This window comes from Streptomyces sp. NPDC030021 (genome assembly GCF_055574035.1).
Genome location: NZ_JBVIAH010000007.1, coordinates 1 through 22,006, shown reverse-complemented (window position 1 = coordinate 22,006; position 22,006 = coordinate 1). Strand labels below are relative to the sequence as shown.

The 22,006-nt window shown below is 71.9% G+C and carries 23 protein-coding genes; 14 read left to right on the top strand and 9 right to left on the bottom strand.

The features are described 5' to 3' along the window. Positions 1-278: 278 nt before the first annotated feature. The gene (locus ACZ4YL_RS15365; RefSeq protein ID WP_468117252.1) at positions 279-662 is read left to right on the top strand and encodes a hypothetical protein; all 384 of its coding nucleotides are present in this window, start codon (positions 279-281) and stop codon (positions 660-662) included. On the opposite strand, the gene ACZ4YL_RS15360 is transcribed toward ACZ4YL_RS15365, so the two are convergent. After that, positions 643-1,347 (bottom strand): FadR/GntR family transcriptional regulator, encoded by a 705-nt coding sequence (locus ACZ4YL_RS15360; protein WP_468116825.1) that lies wholly within the window; start codon positions 1,345-1,347, stop codon positions 643-645. The two genes, ACZ4YL_RS15365 and ACZ4YL_RS15360, sit on opposite strands and share 20 nt — an antisense overlap. Positions 1,348-1,426: 79 nt before the next feature. On the opposite strand from ACZ4YL_RS15360, the gene ACZ4YL_RS15355 reads away from it, so the two are divergent. The 4 genes from ACZ4YL_RS15355 to ACZ4YL_RS15340 all read left to right on the top strand — a co-directional run bounded on the left by ACZ4YL_RS15355 (position 1,427) and on the right by ACZ4YL_RS15340 (position 3,885). Then, positions 1,427-2,758: a CynX/NimT family MFS transporter gene (locus ACZ4YL_RS15355; protein WP_468116823.1), complete on the top strand. Its 1,332-nt coding sequence runs from the start codon at positions 1,427-1,429 to the stop codon at positions 2,756-2,758. A gap of 5 nt (positions 2,759-2,763) precedes the next feature. Beyond that, the gene (locus ACZ4YL_RS15350; protein ID WP_252309064.1) at positions 2,764-2,883 is read left to right on the top strand and encodes an SGM_5486 family transporter-associated protein; all 120 of its coding nucleotides are present in this window, start codon (positions 2,764-2,766) and stop codon (positions 2,881-2,883) included. A 169-nt stretch (positions 2,884-3,052) separates the two neighbouring features. After that, on the top strand, positions 3,053-3,283 hold the full coding sequence (locus tag ACZ4YL_RS15345; RefSeq protein WP_390801748.1) for a hypothetical protein: 231 nt from the start codon (positions 3,053-3,055) through the stop codon (positions 3,281-3,283). Positions 3,284-3,363: 80 nt separating this feature from the next. Further along, positions 3,364-3,885, top strand: a complete 522-nt coding sequence (locus tag ACZ4YL_RS15340; protein WP_030386470.1) for a SixA phosphatase family protein — start codon at positions 3,364-3,366, stop codon at positions 3,883-3,885. Between the two features lie 85 nt (positions 3,886-3,970). Here the strand turns inward: ACZ4YL_RS15340 and serB are convergent, their stop codons facing one another. Further along, positions 3,971-5,170: a phosphoserine phosphatase SerB gene (gene serB, locus ACZ4YL_RS15335; RefSeq protein WP_382516942.1), complete on the bottom strand. Its 1,200-nt coding sequence runs from the start codon at positions 5,168-5,170 to the stop codon at positions 3,971-3,973. Positions 5,171-5,261: 91 nt separating this feature from the next. After that, positions 5,262-6,815, bottom strand: a complete 1,554-nt coding sequence (locus ACZ4YL_RS15330) for a streptophobe family protein (RefSeq protein ID WP_468116820.1) — start codon at positions 6,813-6,815, stop codon at positions 5,262-5,264. 232 nt (positions 6,816-7,047) lie between these two features. Between ACZ4YL_RS15330 and ACZ4YL_RS15325 the strand changes: the two genes are divergently transcribed. Next, positions 7,048-9,591 carry an ABC transporter ATP-binding protein/permease gene (locus ACZ4YL_RS15325; RefSeq protein ID WP_468116818.1) on the top strand — a complete coding sequence of 848 codons (2,544 nt, stop codon included), beginning with the start codon at positions 7,048-7,050 and terminating at the stop codon, positions 9,589-9,591. Positions 9,592-9,711: 120 nt separating this feature from the next. On the opposite strand, the gene ACZ4YL_RS15320 is transcribed toward ACZ4YL_RS15325, so the two are convergent. The 3 genes from ACZ4YL_RS15320 to ACZ4YL_RS15310 form a co-directional block, all read right to left on the bottom strand. Further along, positions 9,712-10,392, bottom strand: coding sequence for a transglycosylase SLT domain-containing protein (locus tag ACZ4YL_RS15320; RefSeq protein ID WP_468116816.1), 681 nt, complete (start codon positions 10,390-10,392; stop codon positions 9,712-9,714). Positions 10,393-10,674: 282 nt separating this feature from the next. Beyond that, positions 10,675-11,799, bottom strand: coding sequence for an S-adenosylmethionine:tRNA ribosyltransferase-isomerase (locus ACZ4YL_RS15315; protein WP_468116815.1), 1,125 nt, complete (start codon positions 11,797-11,799; stop codon positions 10,675-10,677). Continuing rightward, positions 11,796-12,587 (bottom strand): SDR family NAD(P)-dependent oxidoreductase, encoded by a 792-nt coding sequence (locus ACZ4YL_RS15310; protein WP_468116813.1) that lies wholly within the window; start codon positions 12,585-12,587, stop codon positions 11,796-11,798. The genes ACZ4YL_RS15315 and ACZ4YL_RS15310 overlap by 4 nt, the downstream gene beginning before the upstream one ends. Before the next feature lie 157 nt (positions 12,588-12,744). On the opposite strand from ACZ4YL_RS15310, the gene ACZ4YL_RS15305 reads away from it, so the two are divergent. The 3 genes from ACZ4YL_RS15305 (at position 12,745) to ACZ4YL_RS15295 (ending at position 14,946) form a co-directional block, all read left to right on the top strand. Next, the gene (locus ACZ4YL_RS15305; protein ID WP_468116811.1) at positions 12,745-13,893 is read left to right on the top strand and encodes a GAF domain-containing sensor histidine kinase; all 1,149 of its coding nucleotides are present in this window, start codon (positions 12,745-12,747) and stop codon (positions 13,891-13,893) included. Next, on the top strand, positions 13,886-14,551 hold the full coding sequence (locus ACZ4YL_RS15300; RefSeq protein ID WP_351154284.1) for a response regulator transcription factor: 666 nt from the start codon (positions 13,886-13,888) through the stop codon (positions 14,549-14,551). Before ACZ4YL_RS15305 ends, ACZ4YL_RS15300 begins: the two co-directional genes overlap by 8 nt. Positions 14,552-14,700: 149 nt before the next feature. Further along, complete coding sequence (locus ACZ4YL_RS15295) at positions 14,701-14,946, top strand: chaplin (protein ID WP_030012639.1); 246 nt, start codon at positions 14,701-14,703, stop codon at positions 14,944-14,946. Between the two features lie 276 nt (positions 14,947-15,222). Here the strand turns inward: ACZ4YL_RS15295 and ACZ4YL_RS15290 are convergent, their stop codons facing one another. Then, positions 15,223-16,008 (bottom strand): hypothetical protein, encoded by a 786-nt coding sequence (locus ACZ4YL_RS15290; protein ID WP_468116809.1) that lies wholly within the window; start codon positions 16,006-16,008, stop codon positions 15,223-15,225. A 133-nt stretch (positions 16,009-16,141) separates the two neighbouring features. Between ACZ4YL_RS15290 and ACZ4YL_RS15285 the strand changes: the two genes are divergently transcribed. The 4 genes from ACZ4YL_RS15285 to ACZ4YL_RS15270 all read left to right on the top strand — a co-directional run bounded on the left by ACZ4YL_RS15285 (position 16,142) and on the right by ACZ4YL_RS15270 (position 19,376). Beyond that, complete coding sequence (locus tag ACZ4YL_RS15285; protein ID WP_030720092.1) at positions 16,142-16,936, top strand: ABC transporter ATP-binding protein; 795 nt, start codon at positions 16,142-16,144, stop codon at positions 16,934-16,936. Between the two features lie 79 nt (positions 16,937-17,015). Then, the gene (locus tag ACZ4YL_RS15280; protein ID WP_301372001.1) at positions 17,016-17,444 is read left to right on the top strand and encodes an NfeD family protein; all 429 of its coding nucleotides are present in this window, start codon (positions 17,016-17,018) and stop codon (positions 17,442-17,444) included. 84 nt (positions 17,445-17,528) lie between these two features. Further along, entirely contained in the window at positions 17,529-18,515 is a 987-nt protein-coding gene (locus ACZ4YL_RS15275) for an SPFH domain-containing protein (RefSeq protein WP_314249236.1), read from the top strand. Between the two features lie 90 nt (positions 18,516-18,605). After that, the gene (locus tag ACZ4YL_RS15270; RefSeq protein WP_468116807.1) at positions 18,606-19,376 is read left to right on the top strand and encodes a sulfite exporter TauE/SafE family protein; all 771 of its coding nucleotides are present in this window, start codon (positions 18,606-18,608) and stop codon (positions 19,374-19,376) included. 60 nt (positions 19,377-19,436) lie between these two features. On the opposite strand, the gene ACZ4YL_RS15265 is transcribed toward ACZ4YL_RS15270, so the two are convergent. Both ACZ4YL_RS15265 and ACZ4YL_RS15260 read right to left on the bottom strand, forming a co-directional pair. Next, entirely contained in the window at positions 19,437-19,940 is a 504-nt protein-coding gene (locus ACZ4YL_RS15265) for an HNH endonuclease (protein WP_301372004.1), read from the bottom strand. A gap of 173 nt (positions 19,941-20,113) precedes the next feature. Continuing rightward, on the bottom strand, positions 20,114-20,896 hold the full coding sequence (locus ACZ4YL_RS15260; RefSeq protein ID WP_468116805.1) for a sporulation protein: 783 nt from the start codon (positions 20,894-20,896) through the stop codon (positions 20,114-20,116). 109 nt (positions 20,897-21,005) lie between these two features. Between ACZ4YL_RS15260 and ACZ4YL_RS15255 the strand changes: the two genes are divergently transcribed. Further along, positions 21,006-21,647, top strand: a complete 642-nt coding sequence (locus tag ACZ4YL_RS15255) for a DNA-3-methyladenine glycosylase (RefSeq protein WP_468116804.1) — start codon at positions 21,006-21,008, stop codon at positions 21,645-21,647. The last annotated feature ends 359 nt before the right edge of the window (positions 21,648-22,006 follow it).

Below are 22,006 nucleotides of genomic sequence, written 5' to 3'. Positions count from 1 at the left end.
CTCGCCCGCTCCCCCTCTCCCTCCCCCCCCCTCCCCCCCCCCCCGCCCCCCCCCCCCCCCCCCCCCCCCCCCCCCCCCCCCCCCCCCCCGCCGCCGTTTCGCGTTGCGCGCGGGCATGCTCGATCTCATGTTCACCGGCCGACTGGATCTTCCCGAGTCGAAAACCGGGACAGATGCCTGCAAACTGACCAAGCCGGGATCTTCTCGGCTCCTGCGGGGAGGAGGTAGGAGTGCGCGCGAGGCCGAGCCGAGCTGTATCCGTTCTGGTCACGTCCGTGATCCTGACCGGACTCCTGGTCCCCGGAGCCGCCGCACAACCCGTGGGGGAGGAGCCCGCACCCGGCCCCGAGGTGGTGGCCCCCGCCGTCGTGGAGCTCACCGACATCCCCGCCGAACCCCCCGCGCAGCCCGCACGGCCCGCCGGGGGCGAGCTCTTCGGTGCGGACTGCGACACCGTCATCCACGGCTCGCAGGTATCGGCGTACTGCCACAACGCCTACCCGGAGACCGACCTCGTGCGGCTGCACGTCGAGTGCGACCGCTGGTGGGACGTGGACGGCGACGGCGTCGCCGTGGCCGTCGGCCCGGCCGGCCGGACCGAGCTCGTCGGCCGCTGCTGGAAAGAGGTCCGCTCGGCCTGGGTCAGCCACCGGCGCCCGTGAGCGGGGTGCCCTCGGCGTTCTTGCCGAGGCAGGCGAACGGGTAACCGGCGGCCTCCGAGGCCGCCGCGTCCCCGTCGCCCCGCCGGATCGCCTCGATCAGCCGGGCGTGGTCCAGATGGGCGGAAGGGTGCAGCTCAGTCCCCACGTCCGCCCGCAGCCAGTCGGCCACCAGGTCGCCGAGGTCCGCGTACAGCTCGATCAGCACGTCGTTGTGCGAGGCGGTCACCACGGCCATGTGCAGGCTCACGTCCGCCGCCACGAAGACCTCCGCGTCCCCGCCCGCCCAGGCCTCCTCGCGGCGCGCCAGCAGGGCGTCCAGCTGTACGAGGTCCCGCTCGGTGCGCCGCTCCGCCGCCAGCCGGGCCGCCGAGGACTCCAGCGTCGAACGCAGCTCGGCGATGTGCCGCGGCTCGGCCCCGGCGAAGCGGCGGTGCATCACGCCGGCCAGCTCGCTGGTGGCGATGACGTACGTCCCCGAGCCCTGCCGGATGTCGAGGAGGCCGTTGTGCGCCAGCGCCCGCACGGCCTCGCGCACCGTGTTGCGGGCGACCCCGAGCAGCTCGACGAGCTCCGGCTCGGTCGGGATGCGGGCGCCGACCGGCCACTCGCCGGAGGTGATCTGGTTCCGCAGCTGGGCGATCACCTGATCGACGAGTGCGGAGCGCCGGGGCGAGGTCAGCGGCATGGGTTCCTCTCGGGAGCGACTTCACGGGACTTCAGGAGCGATTGGACAACCAATCATCCCATGATTCTATGATGGTTGAATGCCCGACGAAGATATCCAGACGCTCGACCGGCCCGCCGGGGGCGACACGCCCTCCTGGCCGGCCACCGGTGCGGCCGGGGCCGCCGCAGCCCGCACCCCGGCCGCCACCCCGCAGGCAACGGCGCAGCCGACCTGGCTCGGCCCGGTACTCATCGTCGGAATCGTGCTGGCCGCCCTCAACCTGCGGCCCGCCATCACCAGCCTCGGCGCCCTCTTCGAGGAGACCCGCACCGGTCTCGGCATGAGAGGCACCGTCGCCGGACTGATCACCTCCGTCCCCGCCCTCTGCTTCGCCGTCTTCGGCGTCACCGCGCCCCGGCTCTCCCGCCGCTTCGGCCCGGCCGCCGTCGTCTGCGCCGGCATGGCCGCGGTCGCCACCGGCCTGCTCATCCGCCCCTTCGCGGCCGGCGCCGTCGGCTTCCTCGCCGCCAGCGCCCTGTCGCTGGCCGGCATAGCCCTCACCAACGTGCTGCTCCCGGTGATCGTCAAGCGCTTCTTCCCGGACAGGGTCGGCACCATGACCGGCCTGTACTCCATGTCCCTGGCCGCCGGCACCTCGCTCGCCGCCGCCGCGACCGTCCCGCTGACCGGCGCCCTCGGCGGCAGCTGGCGCGCCGGCCTGCTGATCTGGGCCGTGCTCGCCCTGCTCGCCGTACTGCCCTGGCTGCCCGTCGCCCGCGCCTCCCGGCGTGCCGACCGGGCCGGGGCCGCCGCCGGCCCCGTCGGGTCCGGGGCCGGCCCGCGCGTCGTCCGCAGCCGTACCGCCTGGGCCCTGGCCTGCTACTTCGGCCTCCAGGCCACCGGCGCGTACATCACCATGGGCTGGCTCCCGCAGATCTTTCGCGACGCCGGGGTCTCCGCCTCCACGGCCGGAGTGCTGCTCGCCGTCACGATGGTCATGGGTGTCCCGCTCGCCTTCGTCATCCCCGGCCTCGCCGCCCGGATGAAGAACCAGGGCGCCATCGCCGTCACCCTCGGCGTCTTCGGCCTCATCGGCTACCTCGGCCTCTACTTCGCCCCCGCCGCCGGAGCCTGGGCCTGGGCGCTGCTGCTCGGCATATCGAACTGCGCGTTCCCCCTGGTCATCACCCTCATCGGGCTGCGCGCCCAGTCCCCGGCCGGCGTGGTCAAGCTCTCCGCCTTCGCCCAGAGCACCGGCTACCTCATCTCCATCCCCGGCCCCCTCCTCATCGGCGCCCTCTACCAGCACAGCGGAGGCTGGGACCTGCCGCTCGCCCTGATGGCCGGACTGCTCGTGCCGCAGATCGTGCTGGGCGTCCTCGCCGGACGGGACCGCACGATCGAGGACGAATGCGGCATGGGAGACTGACCGGCATGTCGCCCGTACTTGAACCGAACCCGCAGGACGGCCGCAAGAAGCTCGGCCTCGTGCTCGGCGCGTTCCTCGCCGTGACCGTGATCATCTCCGTTATCGCCACGATCGCCTCCCCCTGAGCGCCGTGTCCCCGTGAGGGCGGACACCCGGGGTGGTGGGGCTAACCCCACCACCCCTAGGGGGTCAGGCTCAGGGTGAAGTGGGGTGTGCCCCGGATGGGAACCACGGCCCCGGATCCATAGATTCGCAGGCAGCGAGTCAGTCCGGTCCACACCCACGGAGGCGGCCATGTCGGCCCCCACGCACATCAGGCCCCTCCCGCCGGGCCCCTCCGGCCCCCGGGCCCGCACCACCACTGCCGCCGGCACCCGGCTGCACTGGTGGGCACTGGCCCTGCCCGCCCTCGCCTTCGGGCTCCTGCTGCTGCTCCTCGCCGGATCGGGTGAGGCCCACGCGGCCACTGGTGAGGTCTCGGGCCTCGTCCAGGTCGCCGAGCAGCTCCTGCGCGCCGTCGGCTGACCTCCCGCGCCCCCCTCACCCGGGCGTGAGCCCCCCAACACCCACCGCCCCGTGGCTCGTTTCGTGCGAAGCTGGGAGTCATGAGCGCCGACACACCCCGCAGGATCGCCCTCCTCCGGCACGCCAAGGCCGACTGGCCCGAGGTGTCCGACCACGATCGACCGCTCGCGGAACGAGGCCGCAAGGACGCGCCGGCCGTCGGTCTGAAGCTCGCCGAAACCGGCATCGTCTTCGACCTGGCCCTGTGCTCCACCGCCGCCCGCACCCGCGAGACCTGGAAGCTCGCCGTCCAGGAGATGCCGCACCGGCCGAAGACCCACTACGAGGAGAGGCTCTACGACGCCTCGCTGGGCGAGCTCATCGCCCTGCTCAACGAGACCTCCGACGAGGTCTCCGACCTCCTCGTCATCGGGCACAACCCGGGCATGCACGCCCTCGCCGACGCCCTCTCGGGGCGCGCGGAGGGCGAAACCCTGGCGCGTATGACCCGTACGGGCTTCCCGACCGCGGCCCTCGCCGTGGTCTCCTTCACCGGATCGTGGAAGTCCGTGGAACACGGCGTGGGCACCCTGCTCGACTACTGGACCCCCAAGGGCCTCTGACCGGCGTCCCGGGACACCGACGGGCCCCGGCAACCGCATCGGCTGCCGGGGCCCGATCGCGTGCGTCGGGGTCAGGGCTCAGGGCTCAGGCCAGGTCGGCGGCCTCGATCTCCTCGCGGGTGATCCCGAGCAGGTACAGCACCGCGTCGAGGAAGGGCACGTTCACCGCGGTGTGCGCGGCCTCGCGGACCACCGGCTTGGCGTTGAAGGCCACGCCCAGCCCGGCCGCGTTCAGCATGTCCAGGTCGTTGGCGCCGTCGCCGATGGCCACCGTCTGGGACAGCGGTACGTCGGCCTCCGCGGCGAAGCGGCGCAGCAGCCGGGCCTTGCCCGCCCGGTCCACGATCTCGCCGGTGACCTTGCCCGTCAGCTTCCCGTCGACGATCTCCAGGGTGTTGGCGGAGGCGAAGTCCAGCCCCAGCCGCTCCCGCAGATCGTCCGTCACCTGGGTGAATCCGCCGGAGACCACACCCACCTGGTAGCCGAGCCGCTTGAGCGTGCGGATCAGGGTCCGCGCGCCCGGGGTCAGCTGCACCTCGGCGCGGACCTTGTCCACGACGGAGGCGTCCAGACCCGCGAGCAGCGCCACCCGGGCGTGCAGCGACTGCTCGAAGTCCAGCTCACCGCGCATGGCCCGCTCGGTGACCTCGGCGACCTCGGCCTCGCACCCGGCGTGCGCCGCGAACAGCTCGATGACCTCGTCCTGGATGAGGGTCGAGTCCACGTCCATGACGACCAGGCGCTGGGCCCGCCGGTGCAGTCCGGCCGAGACCACGGCCACGTCCACGCCGATGTGCGCGGAGGCGGTGGCCAGCGCGGTGCGCAGCGGCTCCGTCTCGACGCCGGAGACGGCGAACTCCACCGCCGTCACCGGGTACTTGGCGAGCCGGAAAATACGGTCGATGTTGCCGCCGGTTTCGGTGATCCGGGCGGCGATCGCAGCCGTGGACTCGGCGGTGAGCGGGTGCCCGAGCACGGTGACATGCGAGCGGCCGCTGCCGCGCGGCCGGTTGTCACCGGTACCGGAGAGGATCTCGGCCTGCATCCTGAGGGATTCGGCCCAGCTGTGGACGGTGGCCCGCAGGTCGCCCTCGGCTCCGCCGGCGGGCTTGGTGACGAGGGCGCACAGGACGATGCGGCCACGGGTGACGACCTGCTCGATGTCGACGACGTCGACGGAGTAGGCGGCGAGGGTGTCGAACAGCCCGGCGGTGATCCCGGGACGGTCCTTGCCGAAGATCTTGACGAGGAGGGTGGGGACGTCGGAGGTCTGCGATGCGCTCATGGTGCCCTCACCGTATCTTCCCGACCCGGGCCCCTGGACCCCCGTCCCACCTCTTGAACGGTCGCGCCGACCGGGCGGCGGCCGCCGGGCCTCACCGCGGCGGCGCCGGCGGCTTCGGAGGCTTCGGCGGGGGCGGCGGAGCCCCAGGCGGGGGAGGCGGAGTGAAGGGCTCCCGGCGGGGCGGTTTCGGCGGCCTCGGTGACCAGGGCGGGACACCGGTCACGGTCACGTCCCAGGAGCCGTCCGCCTCCCCGCCCGCTCCGGGCCGCGCACCGCGTATGGGCCCGCCGTACGGTACGGCCCCGGGGTACGCGGCCGTCGGCGCCCCGGGGTCGGGCCACCCCGGCGCGGGCCCCGGCGGCCCGGCCCGGCCCGGCAGGGCCGCCCGGCGCCGGCGGGTCGGCAGCGCACCCGCCGCCCCGGCCACCGCCCCCCAGAGCGCGCCCAGCAGCAGCGCGTACGGGACGTCCCCCCGCAGCTCCACCCCCGCGTCCACCGCGTCCACACCCAGCACCGCGAGCGAGGCGTCCGCGGAGAATCCCGTCAGCCAGACCAGCACCGCCAGGGCCACCCCGGTGCAGGCCGACAGCCGCGCCGCGCACCCCAGGATCCCGCGCCCCGGTGTGCGTACGGCCGCCAGCACGCCCGCGTAGAGCAGCAGCAGGGCCGCCCCCGCGACCAGCAGCCAGACCCGCTCGTCGTACTCCGCGAGTCGGGCCACCGTCACCGGCTCCCGCACGGACACCGCGAGCAGATCGTCCAGCGGATCGGGCAGCAGCCGGGCCGGAGCCCCCGTGACCCGGCCGCGCACCGGCACGGACAAACCCAGCAGCACCCCCAGCCAGCTCCCGTTCGGCGCCCCCAGCAGCGCCCCGCCCAGCACCCGCCGCGGCTGGTCGTCGCCCAGCGCCGCCCACACCGCCGCGGCCCACCCGGCCGCCACCGCGACCAGCAGCATCGCCACCACCGCCGAGGCTGCAGGGCGCAGCCGGGCCAGGGCCGCCGGCCCGCGCCGCGAGACCAGCAGCGCGAGCGCCAGTACCGCGAGCACCCACACCCCCGCGCCCAGCAGGGTCGGCCCGAGCTCCACCGAGAACCCCACCCGCGTCCGGGTCTCGATCAGGTCCCCGATGCGGTCCGGGAGCAGCCCGCCGATGTCCCCGATCCCCGGGATCTCGACCTTCGCGGGGGTCCTGGGCAGCGGCAGCGTCCCGTCGAGGGTGACCACGTCGTGCCCGGCCCACGCCAGCCCGCCCGCCGTCGCCACGAACAGCGCCCCGAGGACCGCCACCCTGGCCGCCGTCTCCCCGTGGCCCGCCCCGGCCCGGAGGGAACGCAGGAACAGCGAGGCCAGGACCAGCGCCCCGGCCAGCGACACCCCCAAGGGCATGACGTCCAGGGAGGTTTCGGCCCCCGCACCGGTGGCCCCGAGGACCGAGACGTCACCCGAGGGGGTCACGGTTCCACCGACCGCGAGGACCACCGTGGCGGCCGTCATCGCGCCGAGCGCGCCTCCCGCGGCGTCGGAGGCGTCGGCGCCCAGCAGATGCAGCCCGAGTCCGGCCACGCCCGCCATCACGATCAGGGACCAGCCCACGGCGGCGACGGCGGACAGCAGCACGTCCCCCCAACGGATGCGGCGCATACGCTGAACCCCCGATGCCTACCGAGCGGTACGCGACGGGACCACCGGGCGAGAAGTCCCGTATCTCACTCTCCGGGTGACTTTCGACCCCGTCAACGGGCAGTCGTAGACGCCCCGGCAAGGCCCGGATTCCACATACGGCTGTAGGCCTGAAATAGTTCCCCCGGATGTTCGCCATCCCTAGACTCCCTGACGTCATGGGGGATTCTCGGGGGACTTAAGTGGGGCTGGAGTGCCGGAACTCGTACTGGAATTGAATGGAAGGACCTGGACGCTCGATCCGTCCAGGTCGTACTCGCTGGGGCGTGACCCCCAGGGAGACGTGGTGATCGACGATGCCCGGGTGTCGTGGCGGCATGCCACCATCACCTGGAACGGCCGGGGTTGGGGCATCGAGGACCACGGCAGCACCAACGGCACCTACGTGCACGGGGCCAGGGTCCAGCAGACCGAGCTCGTGCCCGGCACGCCGGTCCACCTCGGCAACGCGACGGACGGCCCGAGGCTGAATCTGAGCGCCGCCGGCGCGGCCGCGCCGCAGCCGGCCGTGGCACAGCAGGCACAGCAGGCCCCGGCCCAGGCGTACGCCCAGCCGCAGGCCCCGGCCTACCAGGCTCCGCAGCAGCAGCAGCAGCCCCAGCACCAGGCCTGGGAACAGCAGCAGCACGCGCAGCACCAGCCGCAGCAGCAGGTCCACCTCCCGCACCAGCAGGGCGCCGCCGCTCCCCGCCCGGCGCAGGGCGCGGCCCCGGCCTACGGAGACCGCAGCCCGACGACGTTCCACCAGCTCTCGCTGGGCCACGTCATGCGGATCGGCCGTGCGCTGGAGAACGAGCTGGTGGTCTCCGACCTCCAGGTCTCCCGCCACCACGCCGAGTTCCGCTCGATGCCCGGCGGCCGCTTCGAGATCCACGACCTCGGCAGCCACAACGGCACCTACGTCAACGGTCAGCCGCTGGCGAAGTCCGGCACCGCGCTGCTGGGCCCGAACGACATCGTCGGCGTCGGCCACTCGACGTTCCGGATCGTCGGCGACCGCCTTGAGGAGTTCGTCGACACCGGCGAGGTCTCCTTCTCGGCCCGCCACCTCACGGTCACGGTCGACGGCGGCAAGCAGATCCTGCGGGACGTCACCTTCGGGGTCCCGGAGAAGTCGCTGATCGGCGTCATCGGCCCCTCCGGCTCCGGCAAGTCGACGCTGCTCAAGGCGCTGACCGGCTACCGCCCGGCCAACGAGGGCGACGTCCTCTACGACAACCGCAACCTGTACAAGCAGTTCGCGGAGCTCCGCCAGCGCATCGGCCTGGTCCCGCAGGACGACATCCTGCACAAGGAGCTGCGCGTCCGCACCGCCCTCAAGTACGCGGCCAAGCTCCGCTTCCCGGGCGACACCGCCGAGTCCGAGCGCGCCGCCCGCATCGACGAGGTGCTGCGCGAGCTCAAGCTCGACATCCACAAGGACAAGAAGATCACCGCGCTCTCCGGTGGTCAGCGCAAGCGCGTGTCCGTGGCCCTGGAGCTGCTCACCAAGCCCTCGCTGATCTTCCTGGACGAGCCGACCTCGGGCCTCGACCCGGGCATGGACCGCGACGTCATGCAGCTGCTGCGCGGCCTCGCCGACGACGGCCGCACGGTCCTCGTCGTCACCCACTCGGTCGCCGAGCTGGCCATCTGCGACAAGCTGCTGGTCATGGCCCCGGGCGGTTCGGTCGCGTACTTCGGCCCGCCGGACGAGGCGCTGAACTTCTTCGGCTACACCACGTGGGCGGACGTGTTCTCGGCCTTCGAGAACTACCGTGACTACGACTGGGCCGGCCGCTGGAAGGGCTCCCAGCACTACCAGCTGTACGCCGCCGACATCGACGCGGTCGCCCCGCAGTCCGTCGCGATGCCTCCGGCCCAGCAGATGCACCCGACCAAGCCGCAGGGCTGGGGCTCGCAGCTGTGGACGCTGATCCGCCGCTACGTCTCGGTGATCGCGTCGGACGTGGGCTTCCTGGCCCTGATGGTGCTCCTGCCCGCCGTCCTGGGCGTGGTCTCCACGGTGATCCCCGCGAAGTTCGGCCTCGCGCCGCCCGTCGCGCCGTCCCGCTTCAACGGCGACGCCGGCACGATCATGCTGATCCTCGCGGTCGGCATGTGCTTCTCGGGTGCCGCCAACTCGGTCCGTGAGCTGATCAAGGAACGGGTCATCTACGAGCGAGAACGCGCGACCGGCCTGTACCGGTCCGCGTACCTCATGTCGAAGGTGATCGTCCTCGGCGTCATCACGGCCATCCAGGGCGTGATCATCTGTGCGATCGGCTTCTTCCCGCGTGACCTGCCCACCGAGGGCCTGATCATGCCGCCGGCCGTCGAGATCTGCCTGTCGGTCATCGCGCTCGGCTTCACCTCGATGATGTTCGGCCTGGTGATCTCCTCGCTGGTGAAGACCGCCGAGAAGACCATGCCCCTGCTGGTCATGTTCGCGATCGTCCAGGTCGTCTTCACCGGCATCCTCTTCCAGGTCTACGACTCCCCGGGCCTGGAGCAGTTCGCCTGGCTGATGCCGTCCCGCTGGGCAATCGCCGCCGCCGGCACCACGCTGAACCTCGGCAAGCTCATGCCGCCGTGGGACGCGGAGAACCCGACCAACACGGACCCGCTCTGGGACGCCACGATCGGGCAGTGGAGCCTGAACATCACCATCCTGCTGCTCATCGGCGTCGCCTGCGGCTTCGCGGTGCAGCGCCTGCTGCGCCGCCACGAGCCCGAGGTCATGCGCGCGGGCAAGTAGGACGCGGGCGGGACGACCGCACGCCCGGCCCGTGTGCACGCACGGCAAAACGCCTCAGGGCGGCATCCGGAAGTCCGGGTGCCGCCCTGAGGCGCATGGGGGGCTTGGGTACGCCGAGGCCTAGTAGGCGCTGTTGACGTTGTCCATGGAGCCGTAGCGGTCGGCCGCATAGTTGCAGGCGGCGACGATGTTGGCGACCGGGTCGTACTGGTCGAACTTGGTGCCCTTGACGTGGTACGCCTTGAAGGTCGGGTAGATGACCTGGAGCAGACCCTTGCTGGGGATGCCGTTCTGGGCGTTGATGTCCCAGTTGTTGATCGCCATCGGGTTACCGCTGGACTCGCGCATGACGTTCTTGTGGATTCCGGCGTAGGTGCCCGGAATGCCCTCCTTCTTCATGATGAAGAGGGCTTCCTTGATCCAGCCGTCGAGGTTGTTCGCGAAGACCGGGGTGCGGGCGGCGGAACGGCTCGCGGCGGTCTTCGCCTCGCGCTCCTTCTTCGCGGCGGCCTCGGCCTTGGCCTTGGCGTCGGCGTCGGCCTTGATCTTGGCCGCGGCCTTCGCGTTCGCCTGGGCGATGACCTGCTGTGCGGAGAGGTTGCCGTGCAGCGCCTTCGTCTGCGCGCCGTTGACGGCCTGGGTCCAGGCGACGGGGGCGGCGGTGACCGTCTCGGCCTCGGCGGCGTCGGCCGGCACGAGGGAGAAGGCGACGGCGGCGGCGCTCAGCGTGGCGACACCGGCGATGGTCAGCTTGTGTGCCTTCGTCAGACGACTGTGACCGGGGATGCGGGAAGCAGACATGGCGGGGCAACCTCTTCGAATAGCGGGAGTCGCAGGAAGGCGCTTTGTGGATCCGGGGATCCGCGGTGCTGTGCGACGGGAGCAATTCTTAGCGGCGGCAAAATCCTGTGGCAAAGGTGTGACGTACGAAGCCGCTTAGTGGATCACGCACGGACGCCGAGGCCCGAATTCGGGCCTCGGCGCTAGGCGGGACAGCACTGACAGGGTCTTTATCCGTCCACTAGGCAGCTTCGTAAGTGATGTGGGTCCTATGTGCGGGGTCACATCGGGCACGTAACGGTTTCACCGTGAGTTGCTGGAGCAATTCATATGGTCACGGCTCTCATCCTTGAGTAGCAGATGGACGTCCCCGAACTCGTGCCAGAGGCAGAGCCGGGCCATTGCCTCGGCATACCCGAGCCGTACGGCGGCCCGCCCCGCGACTGCCTCCAACATCAGCAGATGGGACGCCTCGGGCTCGTGCAGCCCGGTCAGCAGCCCGTCCACCACCCGCACCCCGCGCTCCGGAGTCACCACCAGATCGGTCCACCCGGCGGCCGGGCGCACCCGCCCCCGCGCGTCCGCGGCCGACTCCAGGGCCCGTACCGCCGTGGTCCCCACGGCGATGACCCTCCCTCCGGCGGCCCGCGCGGCGTTCACCAGCCCCGCCGTCGTGGCGGACACCTCGTACCGCTCCGGGTACGGCGGCTCGTGCGCCTCCTGCGAGGCCACCCCCGTGTGCAGGACCAGCGGGGCGAACTGCACCCCCCGGCTCACCAGCCGCGCCACCAGCTCCGCCGTGAAGGGCCGACCCGCGCTCGGCATCTCCGCCGAGCCCGACCCGTCGGAGGCCGGCACCGCGAACACCGTCTGATAGGCCGAGACCGGCTGGTCCCGCTCCGTGTATGCGTACCGGATCGGCCGCCCGTACGCCCGCAGCAGCGCCGGCACCCCGCCCGGCGCGGGGGAGGGGCGTGCCCACCACAGCCGGTCCGCGCCCGCCGCCAGGGGCTCCTCCAGGGTGAGGCGGTGTCCGCCCGGCAGCTCCAGCACCGCCCCGGCCGGCCCCCCGGCCCGCGGCCGGGTCGTCCCGCCGCCGTCCGGAGCGCGCAGCTCCACCGCCCAGCGGCCGTCGTCGCCCCGCGTCGAGAAGTGCACCACCAGGTCCTCGCCGCCCAGCCGGGCGTCCACCGCGGCCGCCAGCGTGGCCGAGGTGTTCACCACCAGTACGTCCCCGGCCCGCAGCAGTGCCGGCAGCTCCCGGAAGGCGTGCAGCGACACCCGCTCGCCGCCCTGGGACACCAGCAGCCGCACGGCGTCCCGCCCCAGCCCCGGCCCCCGCTGCTCGGCCGGAATCCGGGCCACCAATTGCGGCGGTATGTCCGTTATATAGAGACCCTTCTCCTGCAGAGCCCGCCGCCCGCTCACCGCCCGCCCCCCGCGCCCGCCCCCAGGCCCGCCCCTGAGCCCGCCTCCAGGCCCGCCCCTGAGCCTGCCTCCGGGCCCGCCCCTGAGCCCGCCTCCACCGCCAGCTCCCGCGCCGTGTACCGCCCGCTCGGCAGCGCCCGCTCCACCAGCCGCAGCAGCGCCGGAGCCACCTCCTGCGGCGTCGGCAGCCCCGCCAGGTCCTCGCCCGGCTCGGCCGCCGCCATCATCCGCGTCCGCATCGACCCCGGATCGGCCCACCACACCCGCAGCCCCGGCTCCTCCACCGCCAGCACGGCCGACATCAGGTCCCCCGCCGCCTTGGTCGCCCCGTACGCCCCCCACGTCGCGTACGCCACCACCGCCGCGTCCGAGCTGATGTTCAGCACCGCCCCGGCCCGTGCTGCCCGCAACAGCGGCAGCCCCTCCTGTACCAGCCCCAGCGGCCCCACCACATTGACCTCGAAGGCCTCCCGCAGCCCGTCCAGCGCATGCTCCGCCAGCGGCACCAACGGCTCGGCCCCGAGCACCCCCGCGTTGTTCACCAGCAGATCCAGCCCGCCCAGCTCCCGCGCAGCCGCCACCAGCGCCGCCCGGTGCGCCGCCGAGGACACGTCCCCGGTCACCGCCGCCACCCGAGCCCCAGGCGCCCGAGCCACCCCGGCCACGGTCTCCTCCAGCGCCGCCGCACCCCGTGCGCTCAGCACCAGGTCCCAGCCCCGCGCCGCCAGCTCCCCGGCCAGCGCCCGGCCGAGCCCCCTGGACGCCCCCGTCACGATCGCCACCGACATGACAGCACCCTCGCCTTCCGTCCCGATCAGCAGATGCCCCCAACCTAGGAACGGCCCACCCCCCACCGCGTCGGCCACGAGCCCCACCCCCGCAGGTCCCTTCGACCTACGTCCACGGCCCGATCCCGCAGGTCACGGCCGCGGGTACGGTGAGCCCATGACCGGTAGCCCCCCGCACGTCGGGCCCCCCAGCGGCCTGGCCGCCGTGAGCACCGCACTGCTCGCCATGAGCCGCCGCCTGGAGGTCCGCGACGTCCTGCGCACGATCGTCGTGTCCGCCCGCGAACTCCTGGACGCCGAGTACGCGGCCCTGGGCGTCCCGGACGACCACGGCGGCTTCGCCCAGTTCGTCGTGGACGGCATCAGCGCCGAGCAGTGGCGCCGGATCGGCCCGCTGCCCCGCCAGCACGGCATCCTCGCGGCGATGCTCCACGAGTCAGGCCCCGAGCGCCTGGCCGACGTACGCGAGGACCCGCGCTTCGAGGGCTGGCCGGCCGCCCACCCGGAGATGTCCGACTTCCTCGGCATGCCCGTGCGCGACGGCGAGGAGACCCTGGGCGCCCTCTTCCTCGCGAACAAACGCGGCCCTCGCGGCTTCACCGACGAGGACCAGGAACTCCTCTCCCTCCTCGCCCAGCACGCGGCCATCGCCCTCACCAACGCCCATCTCTACGAGCGCAGCCGCGAGCTCACCATCGCCGAGGAGCGCTCCCGGCTCGCCCACGAGCTGCACGACGCCGTCAGCCAGAAGCTCTTCTCGCTCCGCCTCACCGCCCAGGCCGCCGCCGCCCTCGTCGACCGCGACCCGGCCCGGGCCAAGGACGAGCTCCAGCAGGTGGCCGCCCTGGCGGCGGAAGCCGCCGACGAACTGCGCGCCGCCGTGACCGAGCTGCGCCCGGCCGCCCTGGACGAGGACGGACTGGTCGCCACCCTCCGTACGCACGTCCACGTCCTCGACCGCGCCCACACCGCGCACGTCACCTTCACCTGTGACGGCGTACGGGCCCTGCCCGCGACCCAGGAGGAAGCCCTGCTCCGCGTCGCCCAGGAGGCTCTGCACAACGCCCTGCGCCACTCCGCCGGCGACCGCGTCGAGGTCACCCTGGCCCGGACGCCCGCCGGGGGCGCGGTGCTCAAGGTCCTCGACACCGGCAAGGGCTTCGACCCCCGGACCGTCCGCCGGGCGGGCCGTCATCTGGGCCTGGTCTCCATGCGGGACCGCGCGAGCGGCGTCGGCGGCCGGCTCACCGTGCACTCGGAGCCCGGTCGGGGCACCACGATCGAGATGGAGGTCCCCGGTGGCTGACAGCACCGGCCGTGGCGGCGGCAACGGTATTCGCGTCCTGCTGGTCGACGACCACCAGGTGGTCCGGCGGGGCCTGCGCACCTTCCTGGAGGTCCAGGAGGACATCGAGGTGGTCGGCGAGGCCTCCGACGGCGAGGAGGGCATCGCCCGCGCCGAGGAGCTGGGGCCCGACGTGATCCTGATGGACATCAAGATGCCGGGCACCGACGGCATCGAGGCGCTGCGCAGGCTGCGCGCTCTGGCGAACCCGGCCCGGGTGCTGATCGTCACCAGCTTCACCGAGCAACGGACCGTGGTCCCCGCCCTGCGGGCCGGCGCGGCCGGATACGTCTACAAGGACATCGACCCGGACGCGCTGGCCGGAGCCATCCGCTCCGTCCACGCGGGCCACGTGCTCCTCCAGCCGGAGGTGGCCCTCGCCCTGCTCTCCCAGGACGACCAGGGCTCTCCGACGGGCCGGCCCGGCTCGCTGACGGACCGCGAACGCGAGGTCCTGGGCCTGATCGCCGACGGCCGCTCCAACCGCGAGATCGCCCGCGCCCTGGTCCTGTCCGAGAAGACGGTCAAGACCCACGTCTCGAACATCCTGATGAAGCTGGACCTTTCCGACCGGACCCAGGCCGCATTGTGGGCGGTCAGGCACGGAATCGCCGAGTGATCGGAGCGAAATCGGATCATCTCGTTCCGGTCTGAGATTCATACGGTCGGGTGTATGTAGCCCACATGGCGTATCCCGATCGCGGGCCGGCCGTTCTCCAATGCGTGCCGCGACGGCTGGTCGCGGCAGACGTACTGGAGGACGAGAACGTGAAGAACTTCAAGAAGGCCGCAGCCGTCACCATGATCGCGGGCGGCCTCCTCGCCGCCGGCGCCGGTGTCTCCTCGGCGCACGGCGGTGCGTCGGCGGAGGGCGAGGCCCTGAACTCGCCCGGCGTGGCCTCCGGGAACCAGGTCCAGGTCCCGGTGCACGTCCCGGTGAACGTGGTCGGCAACACCGTTAACGTGATCGGCCTGCTCAACGGTGCCTTCGGCAACACCGGCGTCAACGCCTGACCCGCCCCACCCCGACCCCGCTTCCCCACCTCTCCCTGGGAAGCGGGGTTCCCCCATGTTTCACGCGGCCACCGCCAGCCCTGGCGGCGCCATTTTCAGCCCCGCCGGGATGTGAGGCGCGACCCGATCCAGCCCCGCCGGGATGTGAGGCGCGGCCCGATCCAGCCCCGCCGGCGTTTGAGGCGCGGGGTGTGGGGCGGAGCCCCACAAGGCCCGGGCGCAGCCCGGGGCCGCCAGCGCAGCGGCGCCGCACCAACGACCCGGGGCCACGCGCGGCTAGCGCCCCCGCTCGCGCGCCTCGACGGCCGAGTTGTACGCCGCCACCAGCGCCCGCCGAGCGACCCGCTCGACCGGCCGCAGCGCCTCCGCCCGCGCCGCCATCTCCGAGGCGGCCACCGCGCCCCCGTGCCCGTTCTCGTACGCCAGCGACACCATCAGGTCCACCCGCTGCGCCAGCGCCAGCACCCGCACCGCCCGCGGCGGATACCCCGGCGCCAGCGCGTCCCGCCCGGCCTCCGCCCGCGCCCGGTACGCCGACAGCGCGGCCTCCGCGACCGGCCCGGACCCGGCCACGTCCAGCCGGGTCAGCGCCTCGGTCGCCTCGCGCAGCGCCTCCGCCAGCTCCCGCTCCGCCTCGCTCAGCGAGGGCACGTCCGCCGGCGGGGCCTCCCGTACCGGCAGCACGTGCCAGGTCACCGACACGTGCACGTCCCCGGCCGGCCCGACCTCGGACACCTCCGGCACGAGGCCCAGCGCCGCGCCCACCGCGACGACCGCCTCCTCCGCTTCCAGCGCCCGCGCATTGAACTCCGGCGGCCCGCTCAGCCCCAGCGGATGCCCCGGCGCGGGCAGCGCCACCCGCAGCCCCGTCACCCCCAGGGCCCGCAGCCGGCCGAGCGCCAGGGTGAGCCCGACGGGGCCCGTCTCGCCCGGCAGCCCCTCCACCCGGTGCACGGAGTCCTCGCCCACGATCGACAACACGGCCTCGTCGGGCGAGACCAGACCGGCCAGCAGTGCGTTCCCCCAGGCGGCCAAGCGCCCTGAACGTGGTTCGAAAAGCATCCCCCTACTTTACGGATCGGCCCCGGCACCGGGCCCCGGCCCCGGACCCCTCGCCGAGTGGCGTAGGTTTTCCCCTGGGGCTGCGTCTACCGGCGCACAGAGAACCGTGACTGCAAGGGGTGACAACACGCTCATGAGCGATGTTCTGGAGCTGGTGGACGTATCCGTGGTCCGCGAGGGCCGGGCTCTGGTGGACCAGGTCTCCTGGTCGGTGAAGGAGGGCGAGCGCTGGGTGATCCTCGGCCCCAACGGCGCCGGCAAGACCACACTGCTGAACCTCGCCTCCAGCTACCTCTTCCCCACCAAGGGCAGCGCCACCATCCTCGGCAGCACCCTCGGCAAGGTGGACGTCTTCGAGCTGCGCCCCCGCATCGGTGTCGCCGGCATCGCGATGGCCGACAAGCTGCCCAAGCGGCAGACCGTCCTGCAGACCGTCCTCACCGCCGCCTACGGCATGACGGCGACCTGGCAGGAGGAGTACGAGGACGTCGACGAGCAGCGCGCCCGCGCCTTCCTCGACCGCCTCGGCATGACCGAATACCTCGACCGCAAGTTCGGCACCCTCTCCGAGGGCGAGCGCAAGCGCACGCTGATCGCCCGCGCCCTGATGACCGACCCCGAGCTGCTGCTCCTCGACGAGCCCGCCGCCGGTCTGGACCTCGGCGGCCGCGAGGACCTCGTACGCCGCCTCGGCCGCCTGGCCCGCGACCCGCTCGCCCCGTCGATGGTCATGGTCACGCACCACGTCGAGGAGATCGCCCCCGGCTTCACCCACGTCCTGATGATCCGTCAGGGCAAGGTCGTCACCGCGGGCCCGATCGACCTCGAACTGACCTCCCGCAACCTCTCCCTCTGCTTCGGCCTCCCGCTGGTCGTCGAGCGCAACGGGACCGACCGCTGGACCGCCCAGGGCCTCCCGCTCGGCTAGGCCGTCTCCTAGGCCCTGTCGTCTGTTACGGGTCTCCGCACCCTGTCCCGACCGCGCCCACCCGACCTACCATGACCATGTGGACATCGACGCGTGGGTGTGGTGGCTCATCGGCGCGGTCGGACTGGGCATCCCCCTCGTCCTGACCGCCATGCCGGAGTTCGGCATGTTCGCAGTCGGCGCGGTCGCGGCCGCCGTCACGGCTGCCGTCGGCGGCGGAGTGGTGGCGCAGGTCCTGGTCTTCGTGATCGTGTCGGTCGCGCTCATCGCCGTCGTACGCCCCATCGCCAACCGGCACCGCACCCAGCGCCCCCAACACCGCAGCGGCATCGACGCGCTGAGGGGCAGATCCGCCGTCGTCCTGGAACGGGTCGACGGCAGCGGCGGCCGCATCAAGCTCGCCGGCGAGGTCTGGTCCGCGCGCACCCTCGACGCGGACACCAGCTTCGAACCCGGCCAGTCCGTCGACGTGGTGGAGATCGACGGGGCGACCGCCGTCGTCATGTGACAACCAGCCTGCTCGCGGCCCCAAGGTCTGCGAGACTCCGATCAACGGGGCAGCACAGACAGCCGGAAGGGCACGGGGAACCGCATGCAACCGATCATCATCGTCCTGATCATTCTGGTGGTTCTGGTCTTCATTGCACTGGTCAAGACGATCCAGGTGATCCCGCAGGCCAGCGCCGCCATCGTCGAGCGGTTCGGCCGATACACCCGCACCCTCAACGCGGGCCTCAACATCGTCGTCCCGTTCATCGACTCGATCCGCAACCGGATCGACCTCCGCGAGCAGGTCGTTCCGTTCCCGCCGCAGCCCGTCATCACCCAGGACAACCTGGTCGTCAACATCGACACCGTCATCTACTACCAGGTGACCGACGCGCGGGCCGCGACCTACGAAGTGGCCAGCTACATCCAGGCCATCGAGCAGCTCACCGTCACCACGCTCCGCAACATCATCGGCGGCATGGACCTGGAGCGGACCCTCACCTCCCGCGAGGAGATCAACGCGGCCCTGCGCGGAGTCCTCGACGAGGCCACCGGCAAGTGGGGCATCCGCGTCAACCGCGTCGAGCTCAAGGCCATCGAGCCGCCGACCTCCATCCAGGACTCGATGGAGAAGCAGATGCGCGCGGACCGCGACAAGCGCGCCGCGATCCTCCAGGCCGAAGGTGTCCGGCAGTCCGAGATCCTGCGCGCCGAGGGTGAGAAGCAGTCCTCCATCCTGCGCGCCGAAGGTGACGCCAAGGCCGCCGCACTGCGCGCCGAGGGTGAGGCACAGGCCATCCGCACGGTCTTCGAGTCCATCCACGCCGGCGACGCCGACCAGAAGCTCCTCGCCTACCAGTACCTCCAGATGCTCCCGAAGATCGCCGAAGGCGACGCCAACAAGCTCTGGATCGTGCCGAGCGAGATCGGCGACGCCCTCAAGGGCCTCTCCGGCGCCATGGGCAACTTCGGCCCCATGGGTGGCGGTTCGGGCTTCAACCCGCAGAACACGGGCAAGGACGGCGGCGGCATCCCGGCCGCGCGGGACAAGGACGGCGCGGACCGTCGCGAACAGCCCCCCATCGACTGACCCGCCATCCCCTTCCTGCATGATCGGTGAGGCCCCTCGACCTTCATGGCGGGGAGGCGACTCACTCATGCAAAGGGGATGGCACCGTCCATGTCCATCTGGGAATCACTCGCTGTCTTCGCCGCCGGCATCGGCGCGGGCACGATCAACACCATCGTCGGCTCCGGCACCCTGATCACCTTCCCGGTGCTGCTCGCCACCGGCCTGCCCCCGGTCACCGCCAACGTGTCCAACACGCTCGGCCTGGTGCCCGGTTCGATCAGCGGCGCCATCGGCTACCGCAAGGAGCTCCAGGGCCAGCGCGCCCGCATCCTGCGGCTCGGCTCCGTGTCCCTCGTCGGCGGACTCGCGGGCGCGATCCTGCTCCTCACCCTGCCGTCCGAGTCCTTCGACACGATCGTGCCCGTCCTGATCGCACTGGCCCTGGTCCTCGTCGTCCTCCAGCCCCGGCTCGCCGCCGCGCTGCGCCGACACCAGGAAGCCGCCGGAGGCGACACCGGCCACCCCGACGGGGGACCGGCCCTGCTCGGCGGCATGCTGCTCTCCAGCGCGTACGGCGGCTACTTCGGTGCCGCCCAGGGCGTGCTCTACCTCGGCCTGATGGGTCTGCTGCTCCGCGAGGACCTGCAACGCATCAACGCCGTCAAGAACGTCATCGCCGCTCTGGTGAACGGCATCGCGGCCGTCGTCTTCCTCTTCGTCGCCGAGTTCGACTGGACGGCCGTCGTCCTCATCGCCGTCGGCTCCACGATCGGCGGCCAGATCGGCGCCAAGGTCGGCCGCCGCCTCTCGCCGACGGTCCTGCGCGCGATCATCGTGACGGTCGGCATCCTCGCCATCGTCCAACTGCTCGTCAGCTGAGCGACGTAGAAGAACTACGCCGCCCAGCGCAACCGTCTCCACCGAACGCGGGGGATCCGCCTAGGCGGAACGCTCCAGCCACTCCGGGAGCGCCTCCCGCCCGGCCACCCCCAGGGCCAGCAGCATCGCGTCCGCCGGCGACGGCACGAAGGGCCTCCGGAGGAGCGGCATCCCCGCCTCCTCCGGAGTCCGCGCCGCCTTGCGGTGGTTGTCCTCGGCGCAGGACGCCACCGTGTTCAGCCAGGTGTCCCCACCCCCCTGGGCCCGCGGCAGTACGTGGTCCACGGTCGTCGCGCGCTTCCCGCAGTACGCGCAACGGTGCTGGTCCCGGACCAGCACCCCCCTCCGCGACCAGGGAGCATGTCTTCGGAAGGGCACCCGGACATACCTGCAGAGCCTGATCACCCGGGGCATCGGAAGATCCATGGTGGCCGCGCGCACACGCAGCTCGGGGTGCGACTGTTCGACGACGGCCTTGTCCTGGAGCACCAGAACCACGGCCCGGTTCAGAGTCACTGTCGACAGCGGCTCGAAGCTCGCATTCAGCACCAGCGTGTCCCGCATCTCGCCCACCTCCCGTGTGCAGGCCCGCGACCACCCTGGCGGCAGGGCCCGCAACCACTCTGGCCGCGCGCGCCACGCGGGACAACGCAATAAAAATGCCCGGTCCTGGCCTTCTTTAGACCAGGACCGGGCGAACGCTCGGGAAACGATCAGCGCAGGGGCGCCGGCTCCGGCTAGAACCAGTTGCGCTGCGAACCGACCGACGCGATCCACTGGTTCAGGTACGCCGCCCAGTCCGTGCTCTGGTACGACTGCAGCCCCACCTGGAAGCACCGGTAGGTGTCACTGCCCTCGGTGAACAGACCGGGCTTCTTGTCCATCTCCAGAACGACGTCCATCTCCCGGCCGTCCGAGATGAAGGTGAGCTCGACCTGGTGCAGCCCGCGGTACTGCGACGGCGGCAGGAACTCGATCTCCTGGTAGAAGGGCAGCGACTGGCGCGTCCCCCGGATGTGCCCGCGCTCCATGTCCGCGTTGCGGAACGTGAAGCCGAGCTGCCGGAATGCATCGAGGATCGCCTGCTGCGCCGGCACCGGGTGCACGTTGATCGCGTCGAGGTCGCCCGCGTCCACCGCGCGCGCGATCTCCAGCTCGGTGCTGACCCCGATGTTCATCCCGTGCAGGTGCTGACCCCCGAAGTGGGTGATCGGCGTCTCCCAGGGGATCTCCAGCCCGAACGGCACCACGTGCAGCGCGCCGGGCTGCACCTTGAAGGCACCGCCCAGACGCTGCTTGGTGAAGACGATGTCCTGCTTGTACTCCTGGTCGCCGCCCTCGACCTCGACCCGCGCCTGCAGCCCGACGGACAGCCCCTCGATCTGCTGCTCCACGGATCCACCCTGGATCCGTACCTCGCCCTGGACGATTCCACCGGGCACGACGTTCGGCTCGGTGATGATCGTGTCCACCGAAGCACCACCGGCGCCCAGGCTCGCGAACAGCTTCTTGAAGCCCATGCTCTAACTCCCCTTGAAAGGATCTGGCGACTACGCCGCGACTACCCCGTACCAACGCGGAACCTTAGGCCCCGGTTCCAGGTGGACGCGTTCCACTACGCTCGACCGGATGAGCGCGCGCCCTGACCGTACGCCCCTGCCCAGGTCCTTCTTCGACCGCCCGGTCCTCAGCGTGGCCCCGGACCTCCTGGGCCGCACCCTCGTCCGCCGCACCACGGACGGCCCTCTCGAACTGCGTATCACGGAGGTCGAGGCGTACGAGGGGGAGAGTGACCCCGGCTCCCACGCCTACCGCGGCCGCACCGCCCGCAACGCGTCGATGTTCGGTCCACCCGGACACGCGTACGTCTACTTCATCTACGGCATGTGGTTCAGCCTCAACCTGGTGTGCGGCCCCCCGGGCCACGCGAGCGGGGTGCTGCTGCGCGCGGGTGAGGTCACTGTGGGCGCCGAGCTGGCCGCCAAACGCCGAGTTTCAGCCAGAAGCCCGAGGGAACTGGCCAAAGGCCCGGCCCGCCTGGCCACGGCCCTGGACGTGGACCGCTCCCTCGACGGCACCGACCTCTGCGCGGGCCCCGATTCCCCCTTGTCCCTCCTCACGGGCACCCCGACCTCGGCGGACCTGATGAGCAGCGGCCCGCGCACGGGAGTGGGCGGAGCCGGCGCGGCCCACCCGTACCGCTTCTGGGTCACCCACGACCCGACGGTGAGCCCGTACCGCGCCCACGCACCACGCCGCCGCTCAACTTGACTCGGCCCTGCCGGACGCCTAACGTAGCCCGAGCCGCTTGAACGGGCACTGCTGTCGGCAGAGACCCAGAGCGGCCAACCCAACACCTACGACTTACCCCTGGCGGGGTCCTATTCGGCATGCCCGAATTCCTGGCCAGTGGCTCGATTATGAGCCGCAAGGGATAAGCGCTAAAGTGGTGGAACGCCGAAAGGCAAAGACCCCCAACAGTCACTGAATTCAAATCCACCGCCGGAAACGGCGCGGAAATGATCTGGTAGAGTTGGAAACGCAAGAACAGAACGAAAGCCCGGAGGAAAGCCCCAGCGGATGTCGCGGGGGTGAGTACAAAGGAAGCGTCCGTTCCTTGAGAACTCAAC

Excerpts from the sequence above, each read along its gene's own strand:
- ACZ4YL_RS15285 (WP_030720092.1), top strand. The coding sequence starts at position 16,142 with ATGAGCGATGTTCTGGAGCTGGTGGACGTATCCGTGGTCCGCGAGGGC.
- ACZ4YL_RS15305 (WP_468116811.1), top strand. The coding sequence starts at position 12,745 with ATGACCGGTAGCCCCCCGCACGTCGGGCCCCCCAGCGGCCTGGCCGCC.
- ACZ4YL_RS15310 (WP_468116813.1), bottom strand. The coding sequence starts at position 12,587 with ATGTCGGTGGCGATCGTGACGGGGGCGTCCAGGGGGCTCGGCCGGGCG.
- ACZ4YL_RS15265 (WP_301372004.1), bottom strand. The coding sequence starts at position 19,940 with ATGCGGGACACGCTGGTGCTGAATGCGAGCTTCGAGCCGCTGTCGACA.
- ACZ4YL_RS15350 (WP_252309064.1), top strand. The coding sequence starts at position 2,764 with ATGTCGCCCGTACTTGAACCGAACCCGCAGGACGGCCGCAAGAAGCTC.
- ACZ4YL_RS15320 (WP_468116816.1), bottom strand. The coding sequence starts at position 10,392 with ATGTCTGCTTCCCGCATCCCCGGTCACAGTCGTCTGACGAAGGCACAC.
- ACZ4YL_RS15355 (WP_468116823.1), top strand. The coding sequence starts at position 1,427 with ATGCCCGACGAAGATATCCAGACGCTCGACCGGCCCGCCGGGGGCGAC.
- ACZ4YL_RS15340 (WP_030386470.1), top strand. The coding sequence starts at position 3,364 with ATGAGCGCCGACACACCCCGCAGGATCGCCCTCCTCCGGCACGCCAAG.
- ACZ4YL_RS15260 (WP_468116805.1), bottom strand. The coding sequence starts at position 20,896 with ATGGGCTTCAAGAAGCTGTTCGCGAGCCTGGGCGCCGGTGGTGCTTCG.
- ACZ4YL_RS15360 (WP_468116825.1), bottom strand. The coding sequence starts at position 1,347 with ATGCCGCTGACCTCGCCCCGGCGCTCCGCACTCGTCGATCAGGTGATC.
- ACZ4YL_RS15255 (WP_468116804.1), top strand. The coding sequence starts at position 21,006 with ATGAGCGCGCGCCCTGACCGTACGCCCCTGCCCAGGTCCTTCTTCGAC.
- ACZ4YL_RS15330 (WP_468116820.1), bottom strand. The coding sequence starts at position 6,815 with ATGCGCCGCATCCGTTGGGGGGACGTGCTGCTGTCCGCCGTCGCCGCC.
- ACZ4YL_RS15345 (WP_390801748.1), top strand. The coding sequence starts at position 3,053 with ATGTCGGCCCCCACGCACATCAGGCCCCTCCCGCCGGGCCCCTCCGGC.
- serB (WP_382516942.1), bottom strand. The coding sequence starts at position 5,170 with ATGAGCGCATCGCAGACCTCCGACGTCCCCACCCTCCTCGTCAAGATC.
- ACZ4YL_RS15270 (WP_468116807.1), top strand. The coding sequence starts at position 18,606 with ATGTCCATCTGGGAATCACTCGCTGTCTTCGCCGCCGGCATCGGCGCG.
- ACZ4YL_RS15275 (WP_314249236.1), top strand. The coding sequence starts at position 17,529 with ATGCAACCGATCATCATCGTCCTGATCATTCTGGTGGTTCTGGTCTTC.
- ACZ4YL_RS15290 (WP_468116809.1), bottom strand. The coding sequence starts at position 16,008 with ATGCTTTTCGAACCACGTTCAGGGCGCTTGGCCGCCTGGGGGAACGCA.